Raw genomic sequence first — 22561 nt, forward strand, 5'->3', positions numbered from 1 at the left:
TGGAGAAACATCGTCATCGCCTTTGCGTGTCAAGGCGATCTGTTGGGGTGAGTGCTGAGGTTATGGGTGCAGTCTGCCAACCGCGAGGGATTACCCGACTAAATCGGGTAATGACGGAGGTTTTTGACACAAAAAAACCTCAACTTTCGCTGAGGCTTTCAATATCCTATTTCTGAAGCCGCTACTTAGCTAGCACAGAATTCTTTCAATCTCTGATTCTTCGATGGCTCTCTCAATTTCTGTAGGGCCTTCTCTCTGATCTGTCTTACACGCTCACGAGTTAAGCCCATGATGTCGCCAATCTCCTCTAGGGTGAATGGGTTGTCAGATCCGATACCGAAGCTCATTCTTACTACTTCTCTTTCTCTAGCCGTAAGCGTAGACAAAGCTCTGATGGTTTCTACTTTCAACGAATCGTTGAATACCATCTGTCCATCAGTAGGAACGGTAGTTTTATTTTCTAGTACGTCCAAAAGCGAACCAGACTCGTCTTCTCCGAAAGGAGCGTCCATAGACATTTGCTTCACTTCAGCACCTAGTGTGTTTCTCACTTCGCTAGGCTTCATGTCCAGGATATCAGCCAATTCCTCTTCGGTAGGCTCTCTCTCGTACTTTTGCTCTAGTTCTGCATAAGCTCTTCTGATTTGGTTGATCGCACCAGATTTGTTCATCGGCAATCTTACAATTCTCGACTGCTCAGCTAGTGCTTGCATGATCGACTGACGAATCCACCATACGGCGTAAGAGATAAACTTAAATCCTTTGGTTTCGTCAAATTTCTTTGCGGCCTTAATCAGACCTAGGTTTCCTTCGTTGATCAAGTCATTCAAAGGTAAACTTCTGTTTTGGTACTGCTTGGCAACAGATACCACGAACCTCAAGTTCGCTTTAACTAATTTTTCAAGAGCAAGATCATCTCCTTGTTTGATTCTTTGTGCTAATTCAACCTCCTCATCAGGAGTAATCATCGGCACACTACTAACTTCAGTAAAATACTTTTCTAAGGTATGACTTTCACGTCTGTTAGTAATCGATTGTGTGATCTTCAGTTGTCTCATATGATATTGTTTTCCTTTTTTTAGGGCTCTTTGCCTAGTACTAGTATAAACGAGCCCGCAAATTTAATATTTTATACGGTTTATTTCTAATAAGAGATTAACTATTCTGACATAATTAACACTCTTTTATAAATAAAGTTCAAACATCAATGGGTGGTCAAAATTCCTAGGCTTGGTATCAAACTAATAAACATATCGCAAATATCCTACTGAAATTGTATTTTATAAGGATTTTGCTTGTGATTTGGTTGAAAATATGGTAATATAAGAGTTCGTCTAATTTCAACTTCTAACTAAATCAACCATGGTAATGAACTTTAAAGGCGCTCGTGTAGAGCAGGAGAAAGGGATCAAATATGAGACTATTGCTGACTACATGGCCAAAGACCTAATCACTTTCAGTCCTGATCAGGAGATCGCAGAAGCGATAGACATTATGCTCAAGAAAAGAATTTCTGGCGGACCAGTGCTCAATGAAAAGCGCGAATTAGTCGGTATGCTTTCCGAAAAGGACTGTTTGAAAGTACTTGTGCAGTCGTCTTATCACAACATCCCCAGCGGAAAAGGCAAAGTATCCGATTTCATGTCGAGCAATGTCAAAACGCTTGAAATGGATATGGATGTAGTGGCTTGCGCCAACGAGTTTTTAAATACCTACTTCAGAAGATTTCCAGTCACAGAGAATGGTATCCTAAAAGGGCAGATCAGCAGAAGGGATATCATGCGCGCTGCGCAGAAGATTAAGTCTACGACTTGGTAGAAATCCCCCTAACCCCCCTTTTTTCTAAGGGGGAATTTAGCTCCCTCTTAGAGAAGAGGGCAATGTAATTAAGTTAAGGAGTCAAAAACATCCGTCATTCCCTTTGCTTGTCAAGGGAATCTGTCTGCAAACAACAACAGATGCCCCGGATAAACCGGAGCATGACGCCTAACTTAATAGCATTGGAGTAGAGGGTTGGGGAGATTGAGGTGCAGTATTCTCCCTACTTCAATCGATCCGGATTATCAGACAAAAATGCCTTCCAGCTTTTGGCTGAAGCCTGTGGCTTGCCGCCTTGATAATGGTGACAAAGAGCCACGGCCAAGGCATCCGTTGAATCCAACAACTTCGGTACTTCTTTGAGTTTCAATATCGATTGGAGCATAGCAGCTACTTGCTCTTTGGAAGCGTTTCCATTGCCTGTGACGGATTGTTTGACCTTTTTAGGCGCGTATTCGGTAATGGGAATATCTCTCATCAGTGCGGCGGCCATAGCCACCCCCTGCGCTCTTCCAAGTTTGAGCATGGACTGCACATTTTTCCCAAAGAACGGCGCTTCCAACGCCACTTCATCCGGTCCAAATTCATCTATCACATGAGTGACTCTTTCAAATATTTTCTTGAGCTTGAGTTCGTGTGATTTGTATTTGCTTAGGTGAATGACACCAAGCTGTAGCGTGGTTAATTTGCTTCCTTGAATGAGGATAACTCCATAACCCATCACCGTGGTGCCGGGGTCTAGACCTAAAATGATTTTTTCCTTAGTTTTATTCATGGAGTTGGATAGCATTGCAAGATAGAAAGATTACCTTTTATGAAAAGTGCCAAGGAGTGTTATATTGAGAAATGATAAGAGCATTAGCGAAACAAAGAAATAGTGGTTGGAGAAAACTGATTGGGTTTCTGTGGTCTTGGGTCTTGCCTGTGGCTATTTTTTTGGTGATTGGGTTGAAATTTACTAGCCATGGCGAAAACCTATCGATGCTAAAGGCTGTCGAATTGGTGAATATCGTTGGGGTGATTTTCTGCCTCTTGTTACTGCCACTAAATGTAGGATTAGAAGCTTGGAAATGGCAATGTATTCTAAAACCCATGGAGCAGCAGTCCATCTGGAACTGTTTGAAAATCATATTAGCGGGTAAAGGGTTAAATGTAGTCAGCCCTTTTGGACTAGGAGATGGTTTATCTCGCTACATGGGATTAAGTCAAGCAAACAAAAATCAAATAATTGCGGGATTGGCTATAGATCGATTTTCTCAACTGCTGCCTACGGTTGGTTTTGGCATGCTATCTGTTTTTTTCTTGCTGGAGCATGGACTGAATATCCCCATGAATGAGCTGTTATTGGTTTTTACTATTATGTTTTCGATAGCGGTTTTTGTGGTACTTGGGTTTTACTTCTTTCGCAATCATATCCAAAAGTATTTAGCACTTTTCAGTTTACTCGATAATAAATCCATATTCAGGATTGGCAGCTTATCATTCGTTAGATATAGCGTTTTCACTATTCAGTTTTATTTAATCTTCTGGGCACTTGGAAGCCAGCTTTCCTTATCCATTACGCTGCTTGGAGTGGCTTGGATATTCCTATTCAAGACATTGATCCCGAACATGTCTGTGTTGGGTGATTTGATGAAACGTGAAATTTCTGCTACGCTATTTTTCAGTTTTTTTATCTCCGATCTGAGTGTGGTGATTATGGCTAGCTTTTTAGTTTGGACGATTAATATCGTGTTACCTGCCTTGGTTGGAGTTTTATTTGTGTCAGACCTAAAGAAATCGTTTTGATTTATTGGATTGCAAGTGTGGCGACCCTTTTCTATGGGAGTGTGTTACTGCTTTTGCTTATGATGTGGCATCTGCGGAAATTTCCAGTAGCCTTTCCTGAAGGCCATACTGATGTTTTTGCTACAGTTATTATTCCAGTCAGAAATGAAGGCAGGAACATCGAAAGGCTTATTAGATCTATTTACAAAGGCGCAACTGGTGACTTTGAAATAATTGTCGTGGATGATCATTCAGAGGATGAGACTAAATCTATCGTAAAGCATCTACAAGAGGAATTTGAAGGCTTGAACCTTGCTATGCTTTCCGAAGGTCAAAGTGGAAAAAAAGCGGCCATTACGCTCGGGGTTGAATTAGCAAAAGGTGATTTGATGATTTGTACAGACGGAGATAGTGAGGTAGCGGAGGGCTGGTTGGACGAACACAGGCGAGCTTTCAGCAGTGGTGTGAAACTTGCTTTTGGTCCCGTGAAACTGTTCAACTCAAATAATTCCAGATGGATTGATCTACTCAATCTAGAACTGGCGGCTTTGGTAGGGGTGGGAGCTGCTACACTGAAAATGGGCAGACCTACCATGATCAATGGCTGTAACTATTCCTTTTCCAAGAAAGTATTTGAAGAAGTCGGAGGGTTCGAAGGAAATGATCACATTGCTTCTGGTGATGATGAGTTTTTATTAAGAAAAGTGTATCAAGCCTATCCATATAAAATCAAATTTCTTAAGTCTAGCCAAGCTTTGGTAACTAGTGAACCTCCTCAAAATTGGGAAGACTTTTACCATCAGCGCAGAAGATGGGCATCTAAGTGGAAACTGCACAGAGATGTATTTTCCATGATTATGCCGGTGTTTATATTTTGTGTTTATGGGGTTTGGAGTTGGTTGTTGGTAGATGCTTGCTTGACACTGAACACTTTAGGATTATATATTTTGGGTGCTAAATTTATAGTAGACTATCTCTTTGTTTCTGTTGTCAGTAAAGTACAGGACAGAAGAGTCTCAATCACCAGTTTTGTTTTACTACAAATAATTTACCCGTTTTATGTGGTATTCTTTGGGGTAGCCTCTAATTTTGGAACATACAGTTGGAGAGACCGAATCCACAGAATCTAATCCTAAACCCAGTCGAGCATGAGCGATCTCGAATTTGACATTTTGGACGAATTATATTTCTTAATTCATTACAATGACTTGAAGGAAACTTTGGGATTGTCGGATGAAGATTTGAAGCCTATTCTTGCGAAAATGGTTAGGAAAAATTGGTTGCGTTGTTATGATGAACCAGACGTCGAGTTGGACGCATCCAACATTGATATAGAAATTAATTTCAGAAATTACTATTACCTGGCCTCTAAAGAAGGACTTAAGGCGCACACGAGCTAAATGGGACAAACCAAAACCATAGAATCAGATCTCAAAGAATTGGAGTTGAATGCGTTGCTAGAAGTAACGGAAGCAATTAACAATAACCTGTCTGAAGAGTCCTTGTATAAGATTTACCATTTCACACTATTGGCCAACCTAAAGGTGAAGAAGTTGGCCCTTTTTGTTGAGTCTGAGGGGCAATGGAATTGTAAGGTGTTCTTTGGTGTGAAGAGCGAAGTAGTAGATGATATTCCTGTTGACCAATTTGAGGGTGAAGAAAAAGTAAAAGCTTTGGGGCATACGGAATGCCAGGAGTTTGATCACGTGATCCCCGTGATGCATAAAAATCAATTGCTGGCTTTGGTGTTTGTAGGGGATATCGCAGAAACGGCGGCTGGTTTTACAAGTAACTCCGCGACTACGTTTCTGGAAGCACTGACCAATATCATCCTTGTTGCGATAGAAAATAAGAAACTTGCTCGGCAGCAATTAGCTCAGGAAGCTTTCAAAAAAGAATTGGAGATTGCCAAACAGGTGCAAAATTATCTGTTTCCAAAAAATCTACCTGCTACAGATCAGTTTGAAGTAGCAGCCTTCTATCAGCCCCATCACAACGTAGGTGGGGATTATTATGATTACATCTCAATCGATGACGACCAGTTTCTGTTGTGTATTGCAGATGTGTCAGGTAAGGGGGTGCCGGCAGCTTTGATGATGTCAAACTTTCAAGCTTCACTGCATACATTAGTTAGACAGACGAACGATTTAAAAACCATCGTATCTGAATTGAATCATCAGATTAAATTCAGCGGGAATGGTGAGATATTCATTACATTCTTTATTTCGATCTATAGCAAATCAAAAAAACAACTGCGTTATTTGAATTGCGGTCATAACCCACCACTGCTACAGGTGAATCTGAAAGAGGATGTTGAGTTGACTAAAGGCACCACGGTATTAGGTATGTTCTCTCCATTGCCATTTATAGAAATGGGAACTGTAGATAACTTGGATCAATTCTATTTGTTTTGTTATACTGATGGATTGAATGAAGCCATTAATCCTGAGGAAGAGGAGTTTGGTGAAGACCGTATCATGAAGGCAATAAAAAGTGTGGAGAATTCTAAACCACATGAACTCAATGATGCGATCATGAAGTTTGTTAATGATTTCCGTCAAGGACAGGACTATAGAGATGATGTGACCATATTGTCTGCCAAATTCAAATCATAATTCTTTGGGCTTCTATTTACATAGAATACCGCGACTAATTCAATTTCTTTATAAAAAACATATTTGGAGATTGCCAAATAACGAAAACAAGATTTTCCTGACTTTCGATGATGGCCCAACTCCAGAAGTGACAGATTTTGTGTTGGATTCTTTAGAAAAATATTCGATCCCTGCCACCTTCTTTTTTTTGGGAGAACAGGTAGAAAAGAATCGTGATCTGTCTAGCCGGGTTTTAGTATCAGAACATCAAGTGGCAAACCATGGGTATAGTCACCTCGATGCTAGGAACCTTTCACTAGAAGAATATTGCACAAATAAGCAAAGTGGACAAGCACTGATTGAGGGTCTTGGAGGAAGCACACTTTTTAGACCTCCCTACGGCCGCTTCAAGAAAGGTGATCAATGTATTATACTTTGGTCTTTAATGGCAGGAGACTTTGATAAGAACCTGAGTAAGGAAAAGTGTTTGAAGGTTTTGCAAACGAAGACACAATCAGGGGATATTATTGTATTTCATGACAATCAAAAATCATTTGCAAAGCTGAAATGGGTATTGCCAAGATACTTGAAGTTTTGCGTGGATAATGGGTTTCGGTTTGGTCTAATTGAAGAAGAGCTATGATGTTTGTAGCAATTGGATTGGTTTTGATATGGATTTTGTTTTTGTCGATCGTGCTTCTATCAAATCGGGAAATAGGGCGTAATGCAAACGACTCAAAACAGCCTTTTGTATCCATATTGATTTCGCTAAGAAATGAAGAAGATAATGTCCAGACACTTTGCGACAGTCTGGGGCAGTTGACATATCCGAATTTTGAAATCCTTCTAGGGGATGACGACTCTGATGATTCTACTTTAAAGTGGTTAGAAAAGTGCAAACCAAAAAATGCTCAGTTGTTCTCTTATAAAAATGAAGATGATTCATTCGGTAAGCAAAAAGTACTTGCACATTTAGCAAAAAAATCAAAAGGAGATTTTCTGTTATTCACGGATGCAGATATGCAATTCCATCCTGATTGGATTCAAGGTATGTTGAGTCAGGTTTCTGAAGGACAACAGATAGTAGTAGGCCTAACCAAAGTTTCGGGTAATGATTGGTGGTCGAAAATGCAAAACATGGATTGGCTTTTCAATGAATGGATTATTGGTTGGTTTGCCGGAAAGGGTATTGGACTTACGGCTTGGGGTAATAATCTTTTGATTTCAAAATCAGCTTATCATGAAGTTGGTGGTTATGAATCGCTGAAGCAAACGATCATAGAAGATGTGACTTTATTGAGAGCACTAAAGGGAAATGGAGGAAAACTCACAGCGAATTGCGACCCATTTGCTGTTGCAACTACAAAACCAGTTTCTTTTTACGGTTACTTAAATCAACGAAAACGGTGGATGACAGGATTATTGAGGATGAATCCATTGGCAGTCATTGGTGGATTAATCAAATGGTTATTTTGGCCTGCTCTGATTTTCTTGGCTTTAGGCAATCCTCTTTGGATTATGGCTGGAATTACAATTTTGGGTTTGAAGTTTCATTTGATGTCTAAAATTGGAAAAGTAACTAATTCTCATATTTTACCATTCTCCCTTCTGCTCTTTGAAATCTATGATTTCGTTTTTTATTTACTCACATTTGCATTTTATCTATTGCCTATCAAGATCGATTGGAAAGGTAGAAAGTATTAGGATTTTTTATTGAACAACAGAATGCAGCTAATAGAGACTCACGCTCATATTTATTCGGATAAATTTAAGGATGATGTAGATCAAATGATCGAAAGATCGAAGGAGCAAGGCATTGAGAAAATATACATGCCTAACATCGATAGCGAGTCGATAGACGCGATGTTGGAGTTGGAATACCGTTATCCGGAATATTGTATTCCGATGATGGGTCTACACCCGTGCTCTGTAGATAAAAATTTTGAAAAGGAACTTTACATTGTTGAGGATTGGCTAAATAAAAGAGATTTTGTAGCTGTAGGGGAGATGGGTACTGATTTGTACTGGGATAAAACCTACTTTGAGCAACAAAAAGAAGCGTTTAATATTCAATCTAGATGGGCAATTGAAAAGGATAGGCCAATTGTTATTCACTGCAGAGAATCCATAGACGAGACTATAGCGCTTGTAACCGATCTGAAGACCGAAAACTTTCGAGGAATATTCCATTGTTTTTCAGGCTCTGTAGAGCAAGCTAATCAGATTATTGAGTTAGGTTTCCTTTTGGGAATAGGAGGTGTAGCCACATTTAAGAATGGAGGGCTTGAACCTGTACTTGAGTCAATCCCATTAGATCATTTGGTATTGGAGACGGATAGTCCGTATCTTGCACCGGTCCCACATAGAGGCAAGCGAAATGAACCCGCTTATCTTGATTTAGTGGCGGAAAAAATCGCTACTATAAAAAATATTACCAAAGATGAGGTGGCTAAGGCTACCACCGAAAATGCGTTGAGCATTTTCAACTAAACAACAAGAATGACCCAAGTAAGTAAATTTAAAATAGTCAACATTGCGACCAGTTCGGAAGACCCCAAATCTTCCATTCTCCTCATTTACACGGGAGGTACTTTTGGTATGGTGTACGACGAGGAAGGTTCTTTAGCACCTTTCAATTTCAGTCTGGTGCTTGAAAAGATACCAGAGCTTCACAAATTAGATCTTAAGCTAACCGTTATTTCATTTCCAGAGCCGGTGGATTCTTCCAATATCAATGTGGAGCAATGGAAAGATATGGCTTCTATATTGAAGGATAACTATCATCAATACGATGGTTTTGTGATTCTTCACGGCACCGATACTATGGCTTATTCGGCTTCAGCCATCAGTTTTATGCTGAAAGGAGTGAATAAACCTATCATATTCACTGGAGCTCAAATTCCAATTGGAGCCACTCGATCAGATGCTAGGGAAAATTTGATTACGGCCTTAGAAATTGCTTCAGCCAGAAATGGAGATCACGCAATGGTTACGGAAGTTTGCTTGTATTTCAATTACTACTTGTTGAAGGGGAATAGAGCACAAAAGATCAGAAGTAGCAACTTTGCAGCATTTGAATCCGAAAATTATCCCTACTTGGCAGAGTCAGGTGTAGAGATTGTATACAATGAATCCTTTCTGAAGAAATACAAGGAAGAAGAATTAAAATATAGTCCCGAGCTAGATCCTGATGTAGCGATTCTGAAAATATTCCCAAACATATCGCCGGCAGTAGTGAAAGGTATTTTGAGCATTGAAGGGCTGAAGGGTGTAATTCTTGAATCTTACGGTTCAGGTAATACCATGAATTATGATTGGTTCAACGGTCTTTTAGAAGATGCCATTCAGAGAGGTATTGTTATTCTCAATGTCTCTCAATGTATCGGAGGTAGTGTGATTCAAGGTAGATATGAGACAAGTAAAAAATTAACAGAAATTGGAGTGATTAGTGGGCTTGACATAACCACTGAAGCAGCGGTGGCTAAGATGATGCATTTGCTGGGCACTGAAAAGTCTGTGGAGCAGGTCAAAAAGAAACTTAGCATTCCAATAAGAGGCGAAATGACCATTTAAATAGTGTTCTCCAAATTAATATGTAACTATTTGCAAATAGTGTATTTTTATAATTTATTTGTCGCTTGGAGAAAACTAAAAAAGTTAGAGAGAGGTGGCCGAGTGGCTTAAGGTGCTCGCTTGGAAAGCGAGTGTGCCCCACAAGGGCACCGGGGGTTCGAATCCCTTCCTCTCTGCACTGAATTAGTATTAAAAAGAATAACTTTTAAACCTTTATTAAAGATTTACTAAAAATTAGACTATGAAAAGATTAGTAATTTTATTGATGTTGACTGGTGTGTTCACAATGAGCACCCTAAAAACAATGGCGCAGGATGAAGTAGCTACAGAAGAAGTGGCATCTGATTCTACTGAGATGGTTGCTGAAGGCGATAGCACAGCTGTTGAAGAGGAGTATGCGGAAGAAGAGTATGTAGAAGAAGAGGTTGCTGCAGCAGATTACGAAGAAGTAGCGGTTGAAGAGCCTGGTTTTCATCAAATCGTAAAAGATCAGTTCATCCAGGGTGGATGGCAGTTCATGGGCATCGTTTTGTTGTGTCTAATTTTAGGATTGGCTGTTGCCATCGAAAGAATTATCACTTTGAACTTGGCTACTACTAACACTAAGAAGTTGTTGGAGCAAGTAGAAGGTGCTTTGAACTCAGGTGGTGTTGAAGCTGCAAAGGATGTTTGTAGAAATACACAAGGACCTGTAGCATCTATCTTCGTACAAGGATTGATGAGAATGTCAGAAGGTGTTGAAATGGTTGAAAAATCAATCATCGCTTACGGTTCTGTAGAAATGGGTAAATTGGAAAAAGGAATGGTGTGGATTTCACTTTTCATTTCTTTGGCTCCAATGCTTGGTTTCATGGGTACTGTAATTGGTATGATCGACGCATTTGATGCGATTGCTGAAGCTGGTGATGTATCTCCTGCCTTGGTTGCTGGTGGTATTAAAGTTGCACTTTTGACTACAGTAGGTGGTTTGATCGTTGCGGTTATACTACAGTTGTTCTACAACTACCTTGTTTCTAAAATTGATTCACTAGTTAACTCTATGGAGGATGCTTCTATTTCTTTAGTAGATATCTTGGTTAAGCATTCTGCTAAATAAGATTTTTCACTTAAAAAGAAATTAGAAATGGATTCTATAGATATAGCATTATATGTGTCTTACACATTGACGATCCTAGCAGGATTAGCTGCGATTGTCTTTCCAATAATAAATTCAGTAAGTGATCCTAAGTCATTGACTAAAGCAGGTGCTGGTGTAGCTGGTTTGGTTGTAGTATTTATTATCTCTTACGCTTTGTCTGGGTCTGAAGTGACTGCTTCTGCTCTTGAGCTAGGTGTTGATGAAGGTCTATCTAAGTTTGTAGGTGGATTGTTGACTATGATGTACATTTTGATCATAGGAGCACTAGGCGGCATTGTTTATACAGAAGTTTCAAAAGCAGTAAAATAAGATTATGGCGAAAGGTAAAAATAGACCTGCGGCCGAGGTAAACTCGGGTTCGATGGCGGATATTGCCTTTCTTTTGTTGATTTTCTTCTTGGTAACTACCACGATTGCAAACGACAAAGGAATCGCGATGCTTTTGCCTCCGAAGCCGGATCCTAACGAGCCGCCACCAGAGGTGAAAACAAATGATAGAAACATCTTTAAAATATTGGCTAACTCAAATGACCAGCTTTTGGTTGAAGATGAGCCAATGAGAGATGTGACTAAATTGCGACCAATGATCAAAGATTTTATTTTGAACTTTGGTAAGCCTTCAGCAGATGGTAGATTGTTGTACAATCAATTGCCTGCTACTTTGAGAAGGCATGTAAATAGTAAAGGCAGAAGAGCTGACTCATCTGACGAACCAGGAAAGGCGATTGTGTCTTTCAAGGCGGATAGAGGAACGAGCTATGAGCTTTATGTAAGGGTACTAGACGAAGTTAATGCCGCTTATAATGAAGTTTATGGTGAGCGTGTCGGTATCACTGCTGAAGAGTTTTTGCAATTGGATAAGAAAGATCCAGAGCAAAAAGACATGTATACTAAAGCAAGAGCTGGTATTCCAAGAGCGATATCCATTGCTGAACCAAATAAAATAGGAGGTTGATATGGCAAAGTTTAAGAAAAGTTCAGGAACCTCTCAGGAAATCCCAACGGCTGCATTGCCAGATATTATCTTTATGTTGTTGTTCTTCTTTATGGTAACAACTGTATTGAGAGAGACAACTATCATGGTAGAGCAGAAGCTTCCAAAGTCTACTCAGTTGAGTAAATTGGAGAGAAAATCGTTGGTGAGCTATGTGTACATTGGTAAACCTAAAAGAACAGCTGTTTATGGTGTTCAACCAAAAATTCAAGTTAATGACGTGTTCATTGAAGTGAAGGATGTGGTTAGGTTTGTAAACCAAGAGAAGGATAAATTGAGTGAAGTAGAAAGAGATCAGATTACCATGTCTATGAAAGTTGACATTGATGCCAAAATGGGTATCGTAACTGATGTTCAGCAGGAGTTTAAAGAAGCGAATGCTAGAAAAGTACTTTACAGTTCTTCTAAAAGAGTTGATTAATTACTAATCTTTAATAATATAAAAAGGTCTCGCATTGCGAGGCCTTTTTTTATGACTATGCCATCCAATAATCAAATTAAAAAAGCCTGGTGCATGTATGACTGGGCAAATTCTGCCTATTTACTGGTTATTTCTTCTACACTGTTTCCTATTTATTTTAATGGGGTTACCAGAAGTGCTTTCGACTCAGAAACTGTATTGTTCTTTGGGTGTGCTATTACCAATACAGTACTCTATTCTTACGCCATTGCTGCTTCGTTTCTGGTGGTAGCATTCATTTCGCCGTGGCTATCTGGGATGGCAGATTATGGTGGTAAAAAGAAATTCTTCCTTAAGTTGTTTACTTACATAGGAGCTGTATCTACTGCAGGGCTTTTCTGGTTTAGGGGTGAAAACGTGGAGTACGGAATAATATGTTCTGTATTAGCCGGAATTGGCTACTCAGGAAGTTTAGTGTTTTATAATTCATACCTACCTGAAATTACTGCTGAGTCGGAATATGATCAGCTGAGTGCCAAAGGCTATGCTTACGGATATATAGGTAGTGTCTTGTTGCTGTTGATCAGTTTTGCCATGATTATCATGCATAAGAGTTTAGGCTTTTCTGCAGAGTCCGAAGTGGTGCGTCTTTCTTTTCTGTTGGTTGGATTATGGTGGTTTGGTTTTGCGCAGTATAGCTTTTATTACTTGCCCAATAATACGGATAGGCTTAAAAAATCTGAGAATCTTTTCTTGAAAGGGATCAAAGAATTGAAAATCGTTTTTCATTCTTTGAAGGACCTAAAAATGATGAAAGTGTATTTATTGGCTTTCTTCTTTTATAGTGCCGGCGTGCAAACAGTGATGCACCTCGCTGCGATTTTTGGTGAAAAGGAACTTCGCTTAGAAGCATCTAAACTCATTGTGACAATTACGATTATTCAATTAGTGGCCATTGCTGGAGCTTATTTGTTCGCGGCTATTTCGAAGAAGTATAATAATGGTATTTCCATATTGGCTATGCTTATCATATGGATAGGTGTATGTGGCTATGCTTACATATTGCAAACTGAATTTCAGTTTTATGGCTTGGCAGTGGTGGTAGGCTTGGTTATGGGAGGTATTCAGTCGATGTCTAGATCAACTTTTTCGAAGCTGATCCCTGAGAATACCATCGACAACACGTCATACTTTAGCTTTTATGATGTAGTAGAAAAGTTGTCGATTGTGGTAGGAACATTCTCATTCGGCTTTATCGAACAACTCACAGGGTCAATGAGAAACGGCACCATAGCACTGATGCTGTTTTTTGTCGTGGGAGTGGGTCTTTTGTTATACTCTAAGATCCACAAGGCTAATCAAAGCGCATATGCTTGACTGAATCTCCTGAATTGAATAATTCAAGTAATGCGTCAATTCCTATTTGAATATGCTTGTCAACAAAATTGCCAGTGACCTTTTTGTCTGAAGCATCTGTTTTTACACCAGCTGGCGTCATGGGATTGTCAGATACAAGAAGCAAAGCACCTCTAGGGATTTCATTGATAAAGCCAACGGTAAATAAAGTGGCAGTTTCCATGTCAATACCCATGGCTCGTATTTTGCGAAGGTATTTTTTGAATTTTCGGTCGTGCTCCCATACTCGACGGTTGGTGGTGTAGACAGTTCCTGTCCAGTAATCCATTTCATGTTTCTTAATCATCGACGAAACAGACCTTTGAAGTCTAAAGGATGGTAATGCAGGGATCTCAATCGGTAAATAATCATTGGATGTACCTTCACCTCTAATTGCAGCAATTGGTAAGATTAAGTCACCTAATTGTGTTTTCTTTTTCAATCCGCCGCATTTGCCTAAAAACAATACTGCTTTGGGTTCGATGGCAGAAAGCAGGTCCATGACTGTAGCGGCCATGGCGCTACCCATTCCAAAATTGATAATGGTAATATTATTGGCGGTAGCGGATTGCATAGGTTTGTCTTTGCCTTCTACTTTTACGTTGAATTTATCCGCAAATATTTCAACATAGTTGGCGAAGTTGGTGAGTAGAATGTATTCAGCAAAATCTTCTAATTCTACACCTGTGTACCTTGGGAGCCAATTGTCTACTATCTCTTTTTTGGTTTTCATATGGGGATTTCTTTTTTGAATTTATGTAGATGTTAATGAGTAACATCCGGATTGAGATTAAAAGTAAATGAATTGTGCTAATATTGAAAGTAAATAATCAATAGCATGGAGGAGTTGAATCTTCCCAGGTTTCAGTTTAAAGTGAAGGAAACCGAAAAAGGGAGAGAAATATGGGATGAATTTAGAAAAAAGTATGTGGTATTAACCCCAGAAGAGTGGGTAAGGCAGCATTTTTTGAAATTCCTGAATGATTACCTGAAGTATCCAAAATCCCTTCTCAAGACTGAGTTTGAAATCAAATACAACAAGTTGAAGAAGAGGCCTGATATTGTTGCTTATGACAACACGGGGAGTGCGCTAATGGTTGTTGAATGTAAAGCGCCGGAAGTGAAAATTTCAGAAGCTACCTTCCAACAAGCAGCTATTTATAATCAGACGTTAAAGGCAAAGTATTTGGTGATTACTAATGGAATGGATCACTTCTGTTGTGAACAAAATAAAAAAACCGGAACCTTCGATTTTGTAGAGAAGATCCCGGTTTATCAATCTTAGATGTATTTGTCTAAAGGAGTGTATGGTAGATCAAACGCGTCAGAAACGCCCTTGTATACTACATCACCTTTTATAACATTCAAGCCTAACTTTAATTCATTATTCTCTTTACATGCTTTTTCCCATCCCTTGTTTGCCAATTGGATGGCATAAGGAAGAGTAGCATTTGTTAAAGCCAAAGTCGAAGTATAAGGTACAGCACCAGGCATATTGGCTACACTGTAGTGAACCACATCGTCAATAATGTATGTAGGCTCCTGATGAGTAGTAGGCTTAGTGGTCTCAAAGCATCCACCTTGATCTACAGCTACATCAACCAATACAGTTCCTGGTCTCATGTCTTTGAGCATGTCCCTAGTAATCAATTTAGGAGCTTTGGCTCCTGGGATCAAGACAGCACCTATGATTAAGTCATGATCTTGGATCATTTCTCTGATGTTGTATTCGCTAGACATCAATGTTTTTACATTGGCTGGCATGACATCATCTAGGTATCTCAACCTTGGCAAACTCAAATCAAGAATGGTTACATCAGCTCCCATCCCAGCAGCCATTTTAGCAGCCTCTGTGCCTACAATACCACCACCTAATATCATTACTTTTGCAGGACGTACACCTGGTACTCCTCCAAGCAAAATACCTCTTCCTTTTAAAGGTTTCTCCAGATATTTGGCTCCTTGTTGGATAGACATTCTGCCAGCCACTTCTGACATAGGTACCAATAGAGGCAAAGACCTATCCGCTTTCTCTACAGTTTCATAGGCTAGACAGACTGACTTACTGTCAATCATAGCCTTAGTTAAAGGTTCATGAGAAGCAAAGTGAAAGTAGGTAAATACCAATTGATCCTCTTTGATCAGTTTGTATTCAGGCTCAATTGGTTCCTTTACTTTGATGATCATTTCGGCTTTGCCGTAAACATCTTCAATGGTAGGAAGAAGTTCAGCGCCTACGCTAGTGTATTCCTCATCAGAAAATCCACTGCCTTCTCCGGCCGTTTTTTGTACAAATACTTGGTGTCCGTGTCTTTTCAGTTCTTTTACTCCTGAGGGTGTAAGTGCTACACGGTTTTCGTTGTTTTTAATTTCTTTGGGTACCCCGATAATCATGGCATAAATTGTTTAACTACAATAAAATATACGACAATAATTGTTACTAATAATTTACACAACCTAATCCAGATTCGGAAGATTATTTGACGTTCTGAATCAGGTATGAAAATTTAAATTTCAAAAAACCAACATCGTTTATGATTATATCTGAAATAATAACAATAACCAAATAAAATTCTGTTTAGTCTTTTTATTTTGTCTCAAATATAATATTATTTTGTATTCTTCCTAAAAATATTTGATTGATGTGGCGTGTTTATTAAATTTGTAGGGTTAGGTTCTTTTATAATCGTCCTAAAAATCTTATCTTCAAATGGTGAAAGTCTCAGAAAAAACTACCGAAATCATGTCCTCGAAAAAGGAAATTTTGAATGATTACAAACTTGCAGTAGAAAGTAGGGAAGATAGCTATATCGGCCGTAAGGAGGTTTTTATGGGAAAGGCCAAATTTGGGATATTTGGTGATGGAAAAGAGCTTCCTCAAATTGCTATGGCTAAGGTTTTTAAGAATGGAGACTTTCGTTCTGGTTACTATCGTGACCAAACTTTTATGATGGCGATAGGAGAGTTGACCTCTCAGCAATTCTTTGCTCAACTTTATGCACACACCTCAGTTGAAGATGAGCCCGCATCAGCTGGTCGAATGATGAATGGTCATTTTGGTACTCGATTGATTGATGAGAAAGGGGAGTGGAAGGACTTGACGAAAATGAAGAACTCAAGTTCTGATATTTCAAACACTGGAGGTCAAATGCCACGTTTGCTAGGATTGGCCTATGCATCAAAACTTTACAGAAACAACCCAGCACTAAAGAAATACAAGCAGTTTTCAGTTAATGGAAACGAAATTGCTTTTGGAACAATAGGCAACGCCTCAACTTCGGAAGGACATTTCTATGAAGCCATGAATGCGGCAGGAGTCCTTCAGGTACCTATGGTAATGGCTGTATGGGATGATGAATACGGTATTTCGGTTCCCAAAGAGTATCATACAACGAAAGGAAGTATTTCGAAGGCCTTGGCAGGTTTGCAAAGAACGGCTAAAGAAAAGGGTTTTGAAATTCTGACCACAAAAGGATGGGATTACATTGACTTGTGCAAAACCTTTCAGAAAGCAGAAAAGATCGCAAGAAACGAGCATGTGCCAGTACTTGTACACGTAGAAGAAGTAACACAACCTCAAGGGCATTCTACTTCTGGTTCTCATGAAAGATATAAGTCCAAAGAAAGATTAGAATGGGAAGCTAAGTTTGACTGTCTCAAGAAGATGCGTGAATGGATTCTTGAAGAAAAACTAGCCACAGGAAAGGAATTGGATGCGATTGAAGAGGAAGCCAAGCAAGTAGCAAAAACAGCGCGTATGGAGGCTTGGAAAGCTTATACGTCATCTATTGATTCGGATGTTGCCTCTCTTGTAGGAATGATTGATACGGTAGCGGAGCGAAGCGCCGAAAAGACCAAGTTGCTTTCCATTGCTAAAAACCTTAAAGAAGGTCTGAATATCAACAAACTGGAATTGACTAAAGGAGCAAAGAAAGCGTTGAGATTGACCAGACAAGAGCCATCAAGAAGTAGAGATATGCTTGTGCATTGGCTTAAAAAGAACGATGAAAAAAGGTATGACGAGTATTCCTCTCATTTATATAGTGAGTCTAAGTATTCCGCATTAAATATTGGTGAAGAAGCTCCTAAATATTCAGAAGATTCTAAGATGGTTGATGGCCGTGAGGTGCTTCAGGCCTGTTTTGATGAAGCGTTGAATAGAAATCCTTTGGTGTTTGCTCTGGGAGAAGATGTTGGGAAGATTGGCGATGTAAATCAAGGTTTTGCTGGCTTGCAAGAAAAGTACGGTGAATTGAGAGTCACAGACACAGGAATTAGAGAGACTACCATCATAGGTCAGGGTATAGGTGCGGCACTGAGAGGCTTACGCCCAATTGCCGAGATTCAATATTTGGATTATCTCCTTTACGCAGTTCAGACTTTATCGGATGATTTGGCGACTTTGCAATATAGAACGAAAGGTGGTCAAAAGGCTCCCTTAATTATTCGATCTCGAGGACATCGATTAGAAGGCGTATGGCATTCTGGTTCTCCTATGGGGATGATTATTAATGCCTTGAGAGGAATCAATGTATTGGTGCCAAGGAACATGACTCAAGCAGCTGGTATGTATAATACCCTTTTGGAGTCTGACGATACTGCCTTGATTATTGAATGCTTGAATGGATATCGCCTGAAAGAAAGAATGCCTGATAATGTGGGTGAGTTCAAAGTGCCATTGGGTATTCCTGAAGTTATTAGAGAGGGTAGAGATGTAACTGTAGTGACCTATGGATCGATGTGTCGTATTGTAATGGATGCCGCAGTGGAATTGGCGAGTTATGGTATTGAAGTGGAGGTTATTGATGTGCAAACGCTGCTTCCTTTTGATAGGCATCAAAGCATTATTTCCTCAATTAAAAAGACTAATCGATTAGTGGTAGCTGATGAGGATGTTCCTGGAGGAGCCTCTGCCTACATTTTGGATAAATTGGTAGTAGAGCAAGAATGTTTTAGATACTTAGATAGTCAACCCGTAACTATCTCTGCCAAAGAGCATAGACCTGCTTATGGATCAGATGGTGATTACTACTCTAAGCCAAGTGTAGAGACTATATTTGACAAGGTGTACGATATGATGGGAGAAGTTGATCCTTCCAGTTATCCAGATATTTATTAAGCTATCTGATCAATTGATCTAAGGTTACATCACCGGTTTCGGCATATTCACTCCGATTTCGGCTTCGGTCCATTATTCTAAACCTGATATTGAAAGTATCTTTTCTAAGGACTGTTCTGAATCCGGTAGAGACCATAGAATATTTAATTGTACCTTCCAGAGAAGCAGATTCTGCTGCACTTTCAAAATCTAGAATGGGAAATCGTCCGTCAAAGGATATACCACAACCAAATTCACTCGTGAGATATCTCCAGTCTATTTCATCATAATTGCCGCTACCTCTTTTTCGATAATATTTAACTTCGATATTATTTCTAAAAGGGTTCTTCTCTAAGAATATTGTGTCCTGATCATATAGGTTTAGGTCTATTTCATCAGGGTCTATTCCAGGTAATAGATAAGTTCGGTCTTCATAGTTGACATAAAGAATTTCATAGTTTATACAATCATATGATGGTCTAATGTCTTCATTGATCTCTATAATGGCATCTTGGTCCGGGTCATAAACAGTCATTGGTAGATCTACTTCTACTTGATTATAAGTGATCAATTGATTGTTTGCATCGAAATAAAAGTTATAATCTTGGTAAGGCGGGTAATTTTCATCTCCTTCCAGTCCTAAGTTTCCATCGCCATCTTGAAAGTCAAAGTACAAGATCAAAGAATCAGGATTGCCATTCTCGGTCAGTTCTATGTATTGAAGATTGTTGAATTGGATTTGAGGTGTAGTCGGGAATGGGTCAGGTTCCTGACAGGAAGGTAATGCTAAAGCTACTCCCATAGCAAGAAACAGTACCCACGAAATTTTATTCCAAAATTTTAACAATCCCTTCATTCAATTAAAATTACATTTGCTAAAAATACTGATATTAATACAATTGATCTCTTCTAATCCCTTACTATTTCTAACTTATGAAGCTTTTAAATAGTTTCAAAATAAAGAGTAGCAAAGTTAACTCTCAATCCTTTGATGAAGTGGCAATGGGACTATTTCATTACCAGGCAGAGGAGTGTGTGGTGTATCGGGAATATCTTGATTATTTGAACATAGATCATAAATTGATACATGATCTTAATGAAGTGCCATTTTTACCTATTGATTTTTTTAAGAGCCATCAGGTAAGAACGGATAACTGGGAGGAACAAGAGGTCTATTTGAGTAGCGGAACTACGGGATCTGAAAGAAGCAAACATTATATAGAAGACCCTTCCTTTTATCTGTCGAATGCTGAATTGATTTTTGAACAGCTCTATGGTTCACTTTCAGCTTATCAGTTTTTTGCTTTGTTGCCGTCCTATCAAGAGCAGGGGCATTCATCCTTGGTTAAAATGGTAGATCATTTTATAAATAAAGGTGTAAAAGGTAGAGAAGGAGGATTTTATTTGAATCGACTGGATGATCTTTTATATGATCTGCAAAGGGCTTTGAGCTTTAGAGACAAGTCGGTTGTTTTGTTTGGTGTCGGCTATGCCCTATTGGATTTGGTCGATCGAGCTAAGGCAACCGGAATTAAATTAGACGGTTTGTTTATTATAGAAACAGGAGGCATGAAGGGCAGACGAAAGGATATGGTAAAGAGTGAGTTTTATGCCATTCTTAAAGAAGGATTAGGAAAGGTTCAGGTTCATTCGGAGTACGGAATGACAGAGTTGCTTTCACAGGCTTATTCTTTCAACGAAAAAACGTATAAAGTCCCTGCTCAGATGAAAATTTTAATCCGAGACCCAGAAGATCCTTTTTTCTATCTGGAGTCTGGTAAGACAGGAGGAATAAATGTAATTGACCTTGCCAATGTACATTCTTGTGCATTTGTTGAGACCAAAGATTTAGGTCGGTTGCTGGAAAATGGGGAATTTGAAATTTTAGGAAGATTGGATAATTCAGATATTAGGGGATGCAATTTGATGGTTGTTTAACCGTTCAAAGAATAACCGACCTATTATTTTAGAGAAAATCAATATTTCACGGAAAGTGTAATATTTTTTATATATTTATGTTCTAATATTGAAGCAGGTAATTGATAATAACAAAAGATGAAAGTAAAGATACTTATAGTAGCCCTAGTAGTTTTTGCAATGAGCGCATGCACTCAAAGAACATGTCCAACTTATGCAAAAGGCGATGTGAACTCGACAGAATTGTCTAAATAAAAAATAGACGTTAAAAATATTTTACTATGCGGATCACTAGTTAGTGTCCGCATATTTTTTTACGTCTTCAGCTGTTATTTTGTCTTCTGACATAATGATGAGCCTTTCTACCACATTTCTAAGCTCTCTAATATTCCCGGTCCAAGCTCCTTTTTTGAGTTGATTCAGCGCATTTTCTTCTATTTCCTTTTTACTGGTTCCATACTCGGCAGCTATGTCAGTAAGAAATTTATCCACTAGTAAGGGAATATCCTCCTCGCGTTCTTTTAGCGATGGGACTTTAATTAAAATAACGCTCAATCGGTGGTATAGATCTTCTCTGAACCGTTTTTGGTTGATTTCTTCTTTGAGATCTTTGTTAGTTGCGGCAAGTACTCTAACATTTACTTTGATTTCTTTCTCTCCTCCAACGCGAGTGATCTTATTTTCTTGTAGTGCTCGAAGCACTTTGGCTTGAGCCGATAAGCTCATATCACCAATTTCGTCAAGAAAAAGGGTGCCATTATTGGCTTGTTCGAATTTTCCAATTCGCTGTTTTACTGCTGAAGTAAAGGAGCCCTTTTCGTGTCCGAAAAGTTCACTTTCTATTAATTCAGATGGAATAGCTGCGCAATTCACCTCGACCAATGGTTTTTTGTTCCTATTACTCAATTTGTGGATAGCATTAGCAACAAGCTCTTTTCCCGTTCCATTTCCTCCAGTGATCAGGACTCTGGCCTCCGTTCCAGCGACTTTTTCTATCGTTTCTTTGACCTCCTGAATTGGCTGAGATTCACCAACGATTTCTTGAGATTTAGCTACTTTCTTTTTTAATACTTTGGTTTCTTGAATGAGACTGGATTTGTCGAGAGCATTCTTTATCGTCAGAAGCAGCCTATTTAGGTCAGGTGGTTTTTGAATAAAATCATAGGCTCCTTTTTTGGTTGCATCAACGGCTGTTTCAATGTTTCCATGAGCGGAGATCATGATGAACTGGGGTATATGGTCAAGCGCGCGCGCATGCTCCAATACTTCAATACCGTCCATTTCAGGCATTTTTACATCGCATAGCACGACGTCAAAATCTTCCTCTTTCAGTTTGTCTAAACCTGCTTTTCCGTTTTCAGCTTCTTCAATTTGATATTTTTCATATTCAAGTATTTCACGAAGTGTATGACGAATGTTTTTTTCATCGTCAATAATTAAAATCTTTGTCATATTGGTTAATCATAAAAAGTAGGCCTATAAGCCGGGTTCTGTACCTGGATAAATCCAGGCCCCTATCATTTATCTAGCTTCAGCATTGCTGCTGAAATCTATCAATCTACCCATTCTACATTCTGATAAAATCAGATCGGAGCGAGCCACCCCTTGCAGAACCTATTTGATCTTTCAACTCGTAAGGTTTACCATGCCTCCTTCATCACTGTCGGAGCGGTGAGCTCTTACCTCACCATTTCACCCTTACCCTTCAACGTGTTCAGGGCGGTTTGTTTTCTGTTGCACTTTCTTTCCTGACGACTAGCGTCAGAAACTTCTCGTTAAGAAGTACGATGCTCTATGTTGCCCGGACTTTCCTTCCCGATAGTTATCGGAACGATAAGGCGGCCTATTGGACAAAACTACTAAATAT

Annotated in this window: 23 protein-coding genes, 1 tRNA gene and 1 other RNA gene; 18 read left to right on the forward strand and 7 right to left on the reverse strand. The window is 39.2% G+C overall.

All coding sequences use genetic code 11. The annotated features are described in order from the left end of the window. Window positions 1–185 precede the first annotated feature (185 nt). Window positions 186–1058 (reverse strand): RNA polymerase sigma factor RpoD/SigA, encoded by an 873-nt coding sequence (locus R8N23_RS09935; RefSeq protein WP_084370845.1) that lies wholly within the window; start codon window positions 1056–1058, stop codon window positions 186–188. Window positions 1059–1362: 304 nt separating this feature from the next. Here R8N23_RS09935 and R8N23_RS09940 point away from each other — a divergent pair, with 304 nt between their 5' ends. Further along, window positions 1363–1818: a CBS domain-containing protein gene (locus R8N23_RS09940; RefSeq protein WP_318171443.1), complete on the forward strand. Its 456-nt coding sequence runs from the start codon at window positions 1363–1365 to the stop codon at window positions 1816–1818. 223 nt (window positions 1819–2041) lie between these two features. Here R8N23_RS09940 and ruvC read toward each other — a convergent pair whose 3' ends face one another. Further along, window positions 2042–2593 carry a crossover junction endodeoxyribonuclease RuvC gene (ruvC, locus tag R8N23_RS09945; protein ID WP_318171444.1) on the reverse strand — a complete coding sequence of 184 codons (552 nt, stop codon included), beginning with the start codon at window positions 2591–2593 and terminating at the stop codon, window positions 2042–2044. A gap of 71 nt (window positions 2594–2664) precedes the next feature. On the opposite strand from ruvC, the gene R8N23_RS09950 reads away from it, so the two are divergent. The 14 genes from R8N23_RS09950 to R8N23_RS10015 all read left to right on the forward strand — a co-directional run bounded on the left by R8N23_RS09950 (window position 2665) and on the right by R8N23_RS10015 (window position 13661). After that, a complete protein-coding gene (locus tag R8N23_RS09950; RefSeq protein WP_318171445.1) occupies window positions 2665–3606 on the forward strand; it encodes a lysylphosphatidylglycerol synthase domain-containing protein in 942 nt (313 codons plus the stop codon). A 59-nt stretch (window positions 3607–3665) separates the two neighbouring features. Then, window positions 3666–4715, forward strand: a complete 1050-nt coding sequence (locus R8N23_RS09955) for a glycosyltransferase (RefSeq protein ID WP_318171446.1) — start codon at window positions 3666–3668, stop codon at window positions 4713–4715. Between the two features lie 18 nt (window positions 4716–4733). Then, window positions 4734–4985, forward strand: coding sequence for a hypothetical protein (locus R8N23_RS09960; protein ID WP_318171447.1), 252 nt, complete (start codon window positions 4734–4736; stop codon window positions 4983–4985). Further along, window positions 4986–6200 carry a PP2C family protein-serine/threonine phosphatase gene (locus R8N23_RS09965; protein WP_318171448.1) on the forward strand — a complete coding sequence of 405 codons (1215 nt, stop codon included), beginning with the start codon at window positions 4986–4988 and terminating at the stop codon, window positions 6198–6200. It begins immediately after the preceding gene. Between the two features lie 70 nt (window positions 6201–6270). Then, window positions 6271–6822, forward strand: coding sequence for a polysaccharide deacetylase family protein (locus tag R8N23_RS09970; RefSeq protein ID WP_318171449.1), 552 nt, complete (start codon window positions 6271–6273; stop codon window positions 6820–6822). Continuing rightward, window positions 6819–7883, forward strand: coding sequence for a glycosyltransferase (locus tag R8N23_RS09975; RefSeq protein ID WP_318171450.1), 1065 nt, complete (start codon window positions 6819–6821; stop codon window positions 7881–7883). Before R8N23_RS09970 ends, R8N23_RS09975 begins: the two co-directional genes overlap by 4 nt. A 21-nt stretch (window positions 7884–7904) precedes the next feature. Next, entirely contained in the window at window positions 7905–8669 is a 765-nt protein-coding gene (locus R8N23_RS09980; RefSeq protein ID WP_318171451.1) for a TatD family hydrolase, read from the forward strand. A gap of 9 nt (window positions 8670–8678) precedes the next feature. Continuing rightward, complete coding sequence (locus R8N23_RS09985; protein WP_318171452.1) at window positions 8679–9752, forward strand: asparaginase; 1074 nt, start codon at window positions 8679–8681, stop codon at window positions 9750–9752. Window positions 9753–9840: 88 nt separating this feature from the next. Next, window positions 9841–9928: transfer RNA gene (locus R8N23_RS09990), tRNA-Ser, on the forward strand. Window positions 9929–9993: 65 nt separating this feature from the next. Continuing rightward, entirely contained in the window at window positions 9994–10848 is an 855-nt protein-coding gene (locus tag R8N23_RS09995) for a MotA/TolQ/ExbB proton channel family protein (RefSeq protein WP_318171453.1), read from the forward strand. Between the two features lie 27 nt (window positions 10849–10875). After that, window positions 10876–11199 carry a hypothetical protein gene (locus tag R8N23_RS10000; RefSeq protein ID WP_318171454.1) on the forward strand — a complete coding sequence of 108 codons (324 nt, stop codon included), beginning with the start codon at window positions 10876–10878 and terminating at the stop codon, window positions 11197–11199. A 4-nt stretch (window positions 11200–11203) separates the two neighbouring features. Next, window positions 11204–11845, forward strand: coding sequence for a biopolymer transporter ExbD (locus R8N23_RS10005; RefSeq protein ID WP_318171455.1), 642 nt, complete (start codon window positions 11204–11206; stop codon window positions 11843–11845). Between the two features lies 1 nt (window position 11846). Beyond that, window positions 11847–12305 (forward strand): biopolymer transporter ExbD, encoded by a 459-nt coding sequence (locus tag R8N23_RS10010; protein WP_318171456.1) that lies wholly within the window; start codon window positions 11847–11849, stop codon window positions 12303–12305. A gap of 93 nt (window positions 12306–12398) precedes the next feature. Continuing rightward, complete coding sequence (locus R8N23_RS10015) at window positions 12399–13661, forward strand: MFS transporter (protein WP_318171457.1); 1263 nt, start codon at window positions 12399–12401, stop codon at window positions 13659–13661. Here the strand turns inward: R8N23_RS10015 and R8N23_RS10020 are convergent. Next, entirely contained in the window at window positions 13639–14412 is a 774-nt protein-coding gene (locus R8N23_RS10020) for an AMP nucleosidase (protein ID WP_318171458.1), read from the reverse strand. The genes R8N23_RS10015 and R8N23_RS10020 overlap by 23 nt on opposite strands. A gap of 105 nt (window positions 14413–14517) precedes the next feature. Here R8N23_RS10020 and R8N23_RS10025 point away from each other — a divergent pair, with 105 nt between their 5' ends. Next, complete coding sequence (locus R8N23_RS10025) at window positions 14518–14964, forward strand: type I restriction enzyme HsdR N-terminal domain-containing protein (protein WP_318171459.1); 447 nt, start codon at window positions 14518–14520, stop codon at window positions 14962–14964. Here R8N23_RS10025 and ald read toward each other — a convergent pair. Then, the gene (gene ald, locus R8N23_RS10030) at window positions 14961–16073 is read right to left on the reverse strand and encodes an alanine dehydrogenase (protein ID WP_318171460.1); all 1113 of its coding nucleotides are present in this window, start codon (window positions 16071–16073) and stop codon (window positions 14961–14963) included. The two genes, R8N23_RS10025 and ald, sit on opposite strands and share 4 nt — an antisense overlap. Before the next feature lie 349 nt (window positions 16074–16422). Between ald and R8N23_RS10035 the strand changes: the two genes are divergently transcribed. Next, the gene (locus tag R8N23_RS10035) at window positions 16423–18798 is read left to right on the forward strand and encodes a thiamine pyrophosphate-dependent enzyme (RefSeq protein WP_318171461.1); all 2376 of its coding nucleotides are present in this window, start codon (window positions 16423–16425) and stop codon (window positions 18796–18798) included. 1 nt (window position 18799) lies between these two features. Here the strand turns inward: R8N23_RS10035 and R8N23_RS10040 are convergent, their stop codons facing one another. Further along, on the reverse strand, window positions 18800–19633 hold the full coding sequence (locus tag R8N23_RS10040) for a hypothetical protein (RefSeq protein ID WP_318171462.1): 834 nt from the start codon (window positions 19631–19633) through the stop codon (window positions 18800–18802). Window positions 19634–19710: 77 nt separating this feature from the next. Between R8N23_RS10040 and R8N23_RS10045 the strand changes: the two genes are divergently transcribed. Next, window positions 19711–20715, forward strand: coding sequence for an acyl transferase (locus R8N23_RS10045; protein WP_318171463.1), 1005 nt, complete (start codon window positions 19711–19713; stop codon window positions 20713–20715). Between the two features lie 270 nt (window positions 20716–20985). Here the strand turns inward: R8N23_RS10045 and R8N23_RS10050 are convergent, their stop codons facing one another. Continuing rightward, window positions 20986–22146 (reverse strand): sigma-54 dependent transcriptional regulator, encoded by a 1161-nt coding sequence (locus R8N23_RS10050; RefSeq protein ID WP_318171464.1) that lies wholly within the window; start codon window positions 22144–22146, stop codon window positions 20986–20988. A gap of 11 nt (window positions 22147–22157) precedes the next feature. Beyond that, window positions 22158–22544: RNase P RNA component class A (gene rnpB, locus R8N23_RS10055), an RNA gene on the reverse strand. Window positions 22545–22561 lie beyond the last annotated feature (17 nt).

The sequence above is a fragment of the Reichenbachiella sp. genome, from assembly GCF_033344935.1.
In the GTDB taxonomy this organism is placed as follows: Bacteria; Bacteroidota; Bacteroidia; order Cytophagales; family Cyclobacteriaceae; genus Reichenbachiella.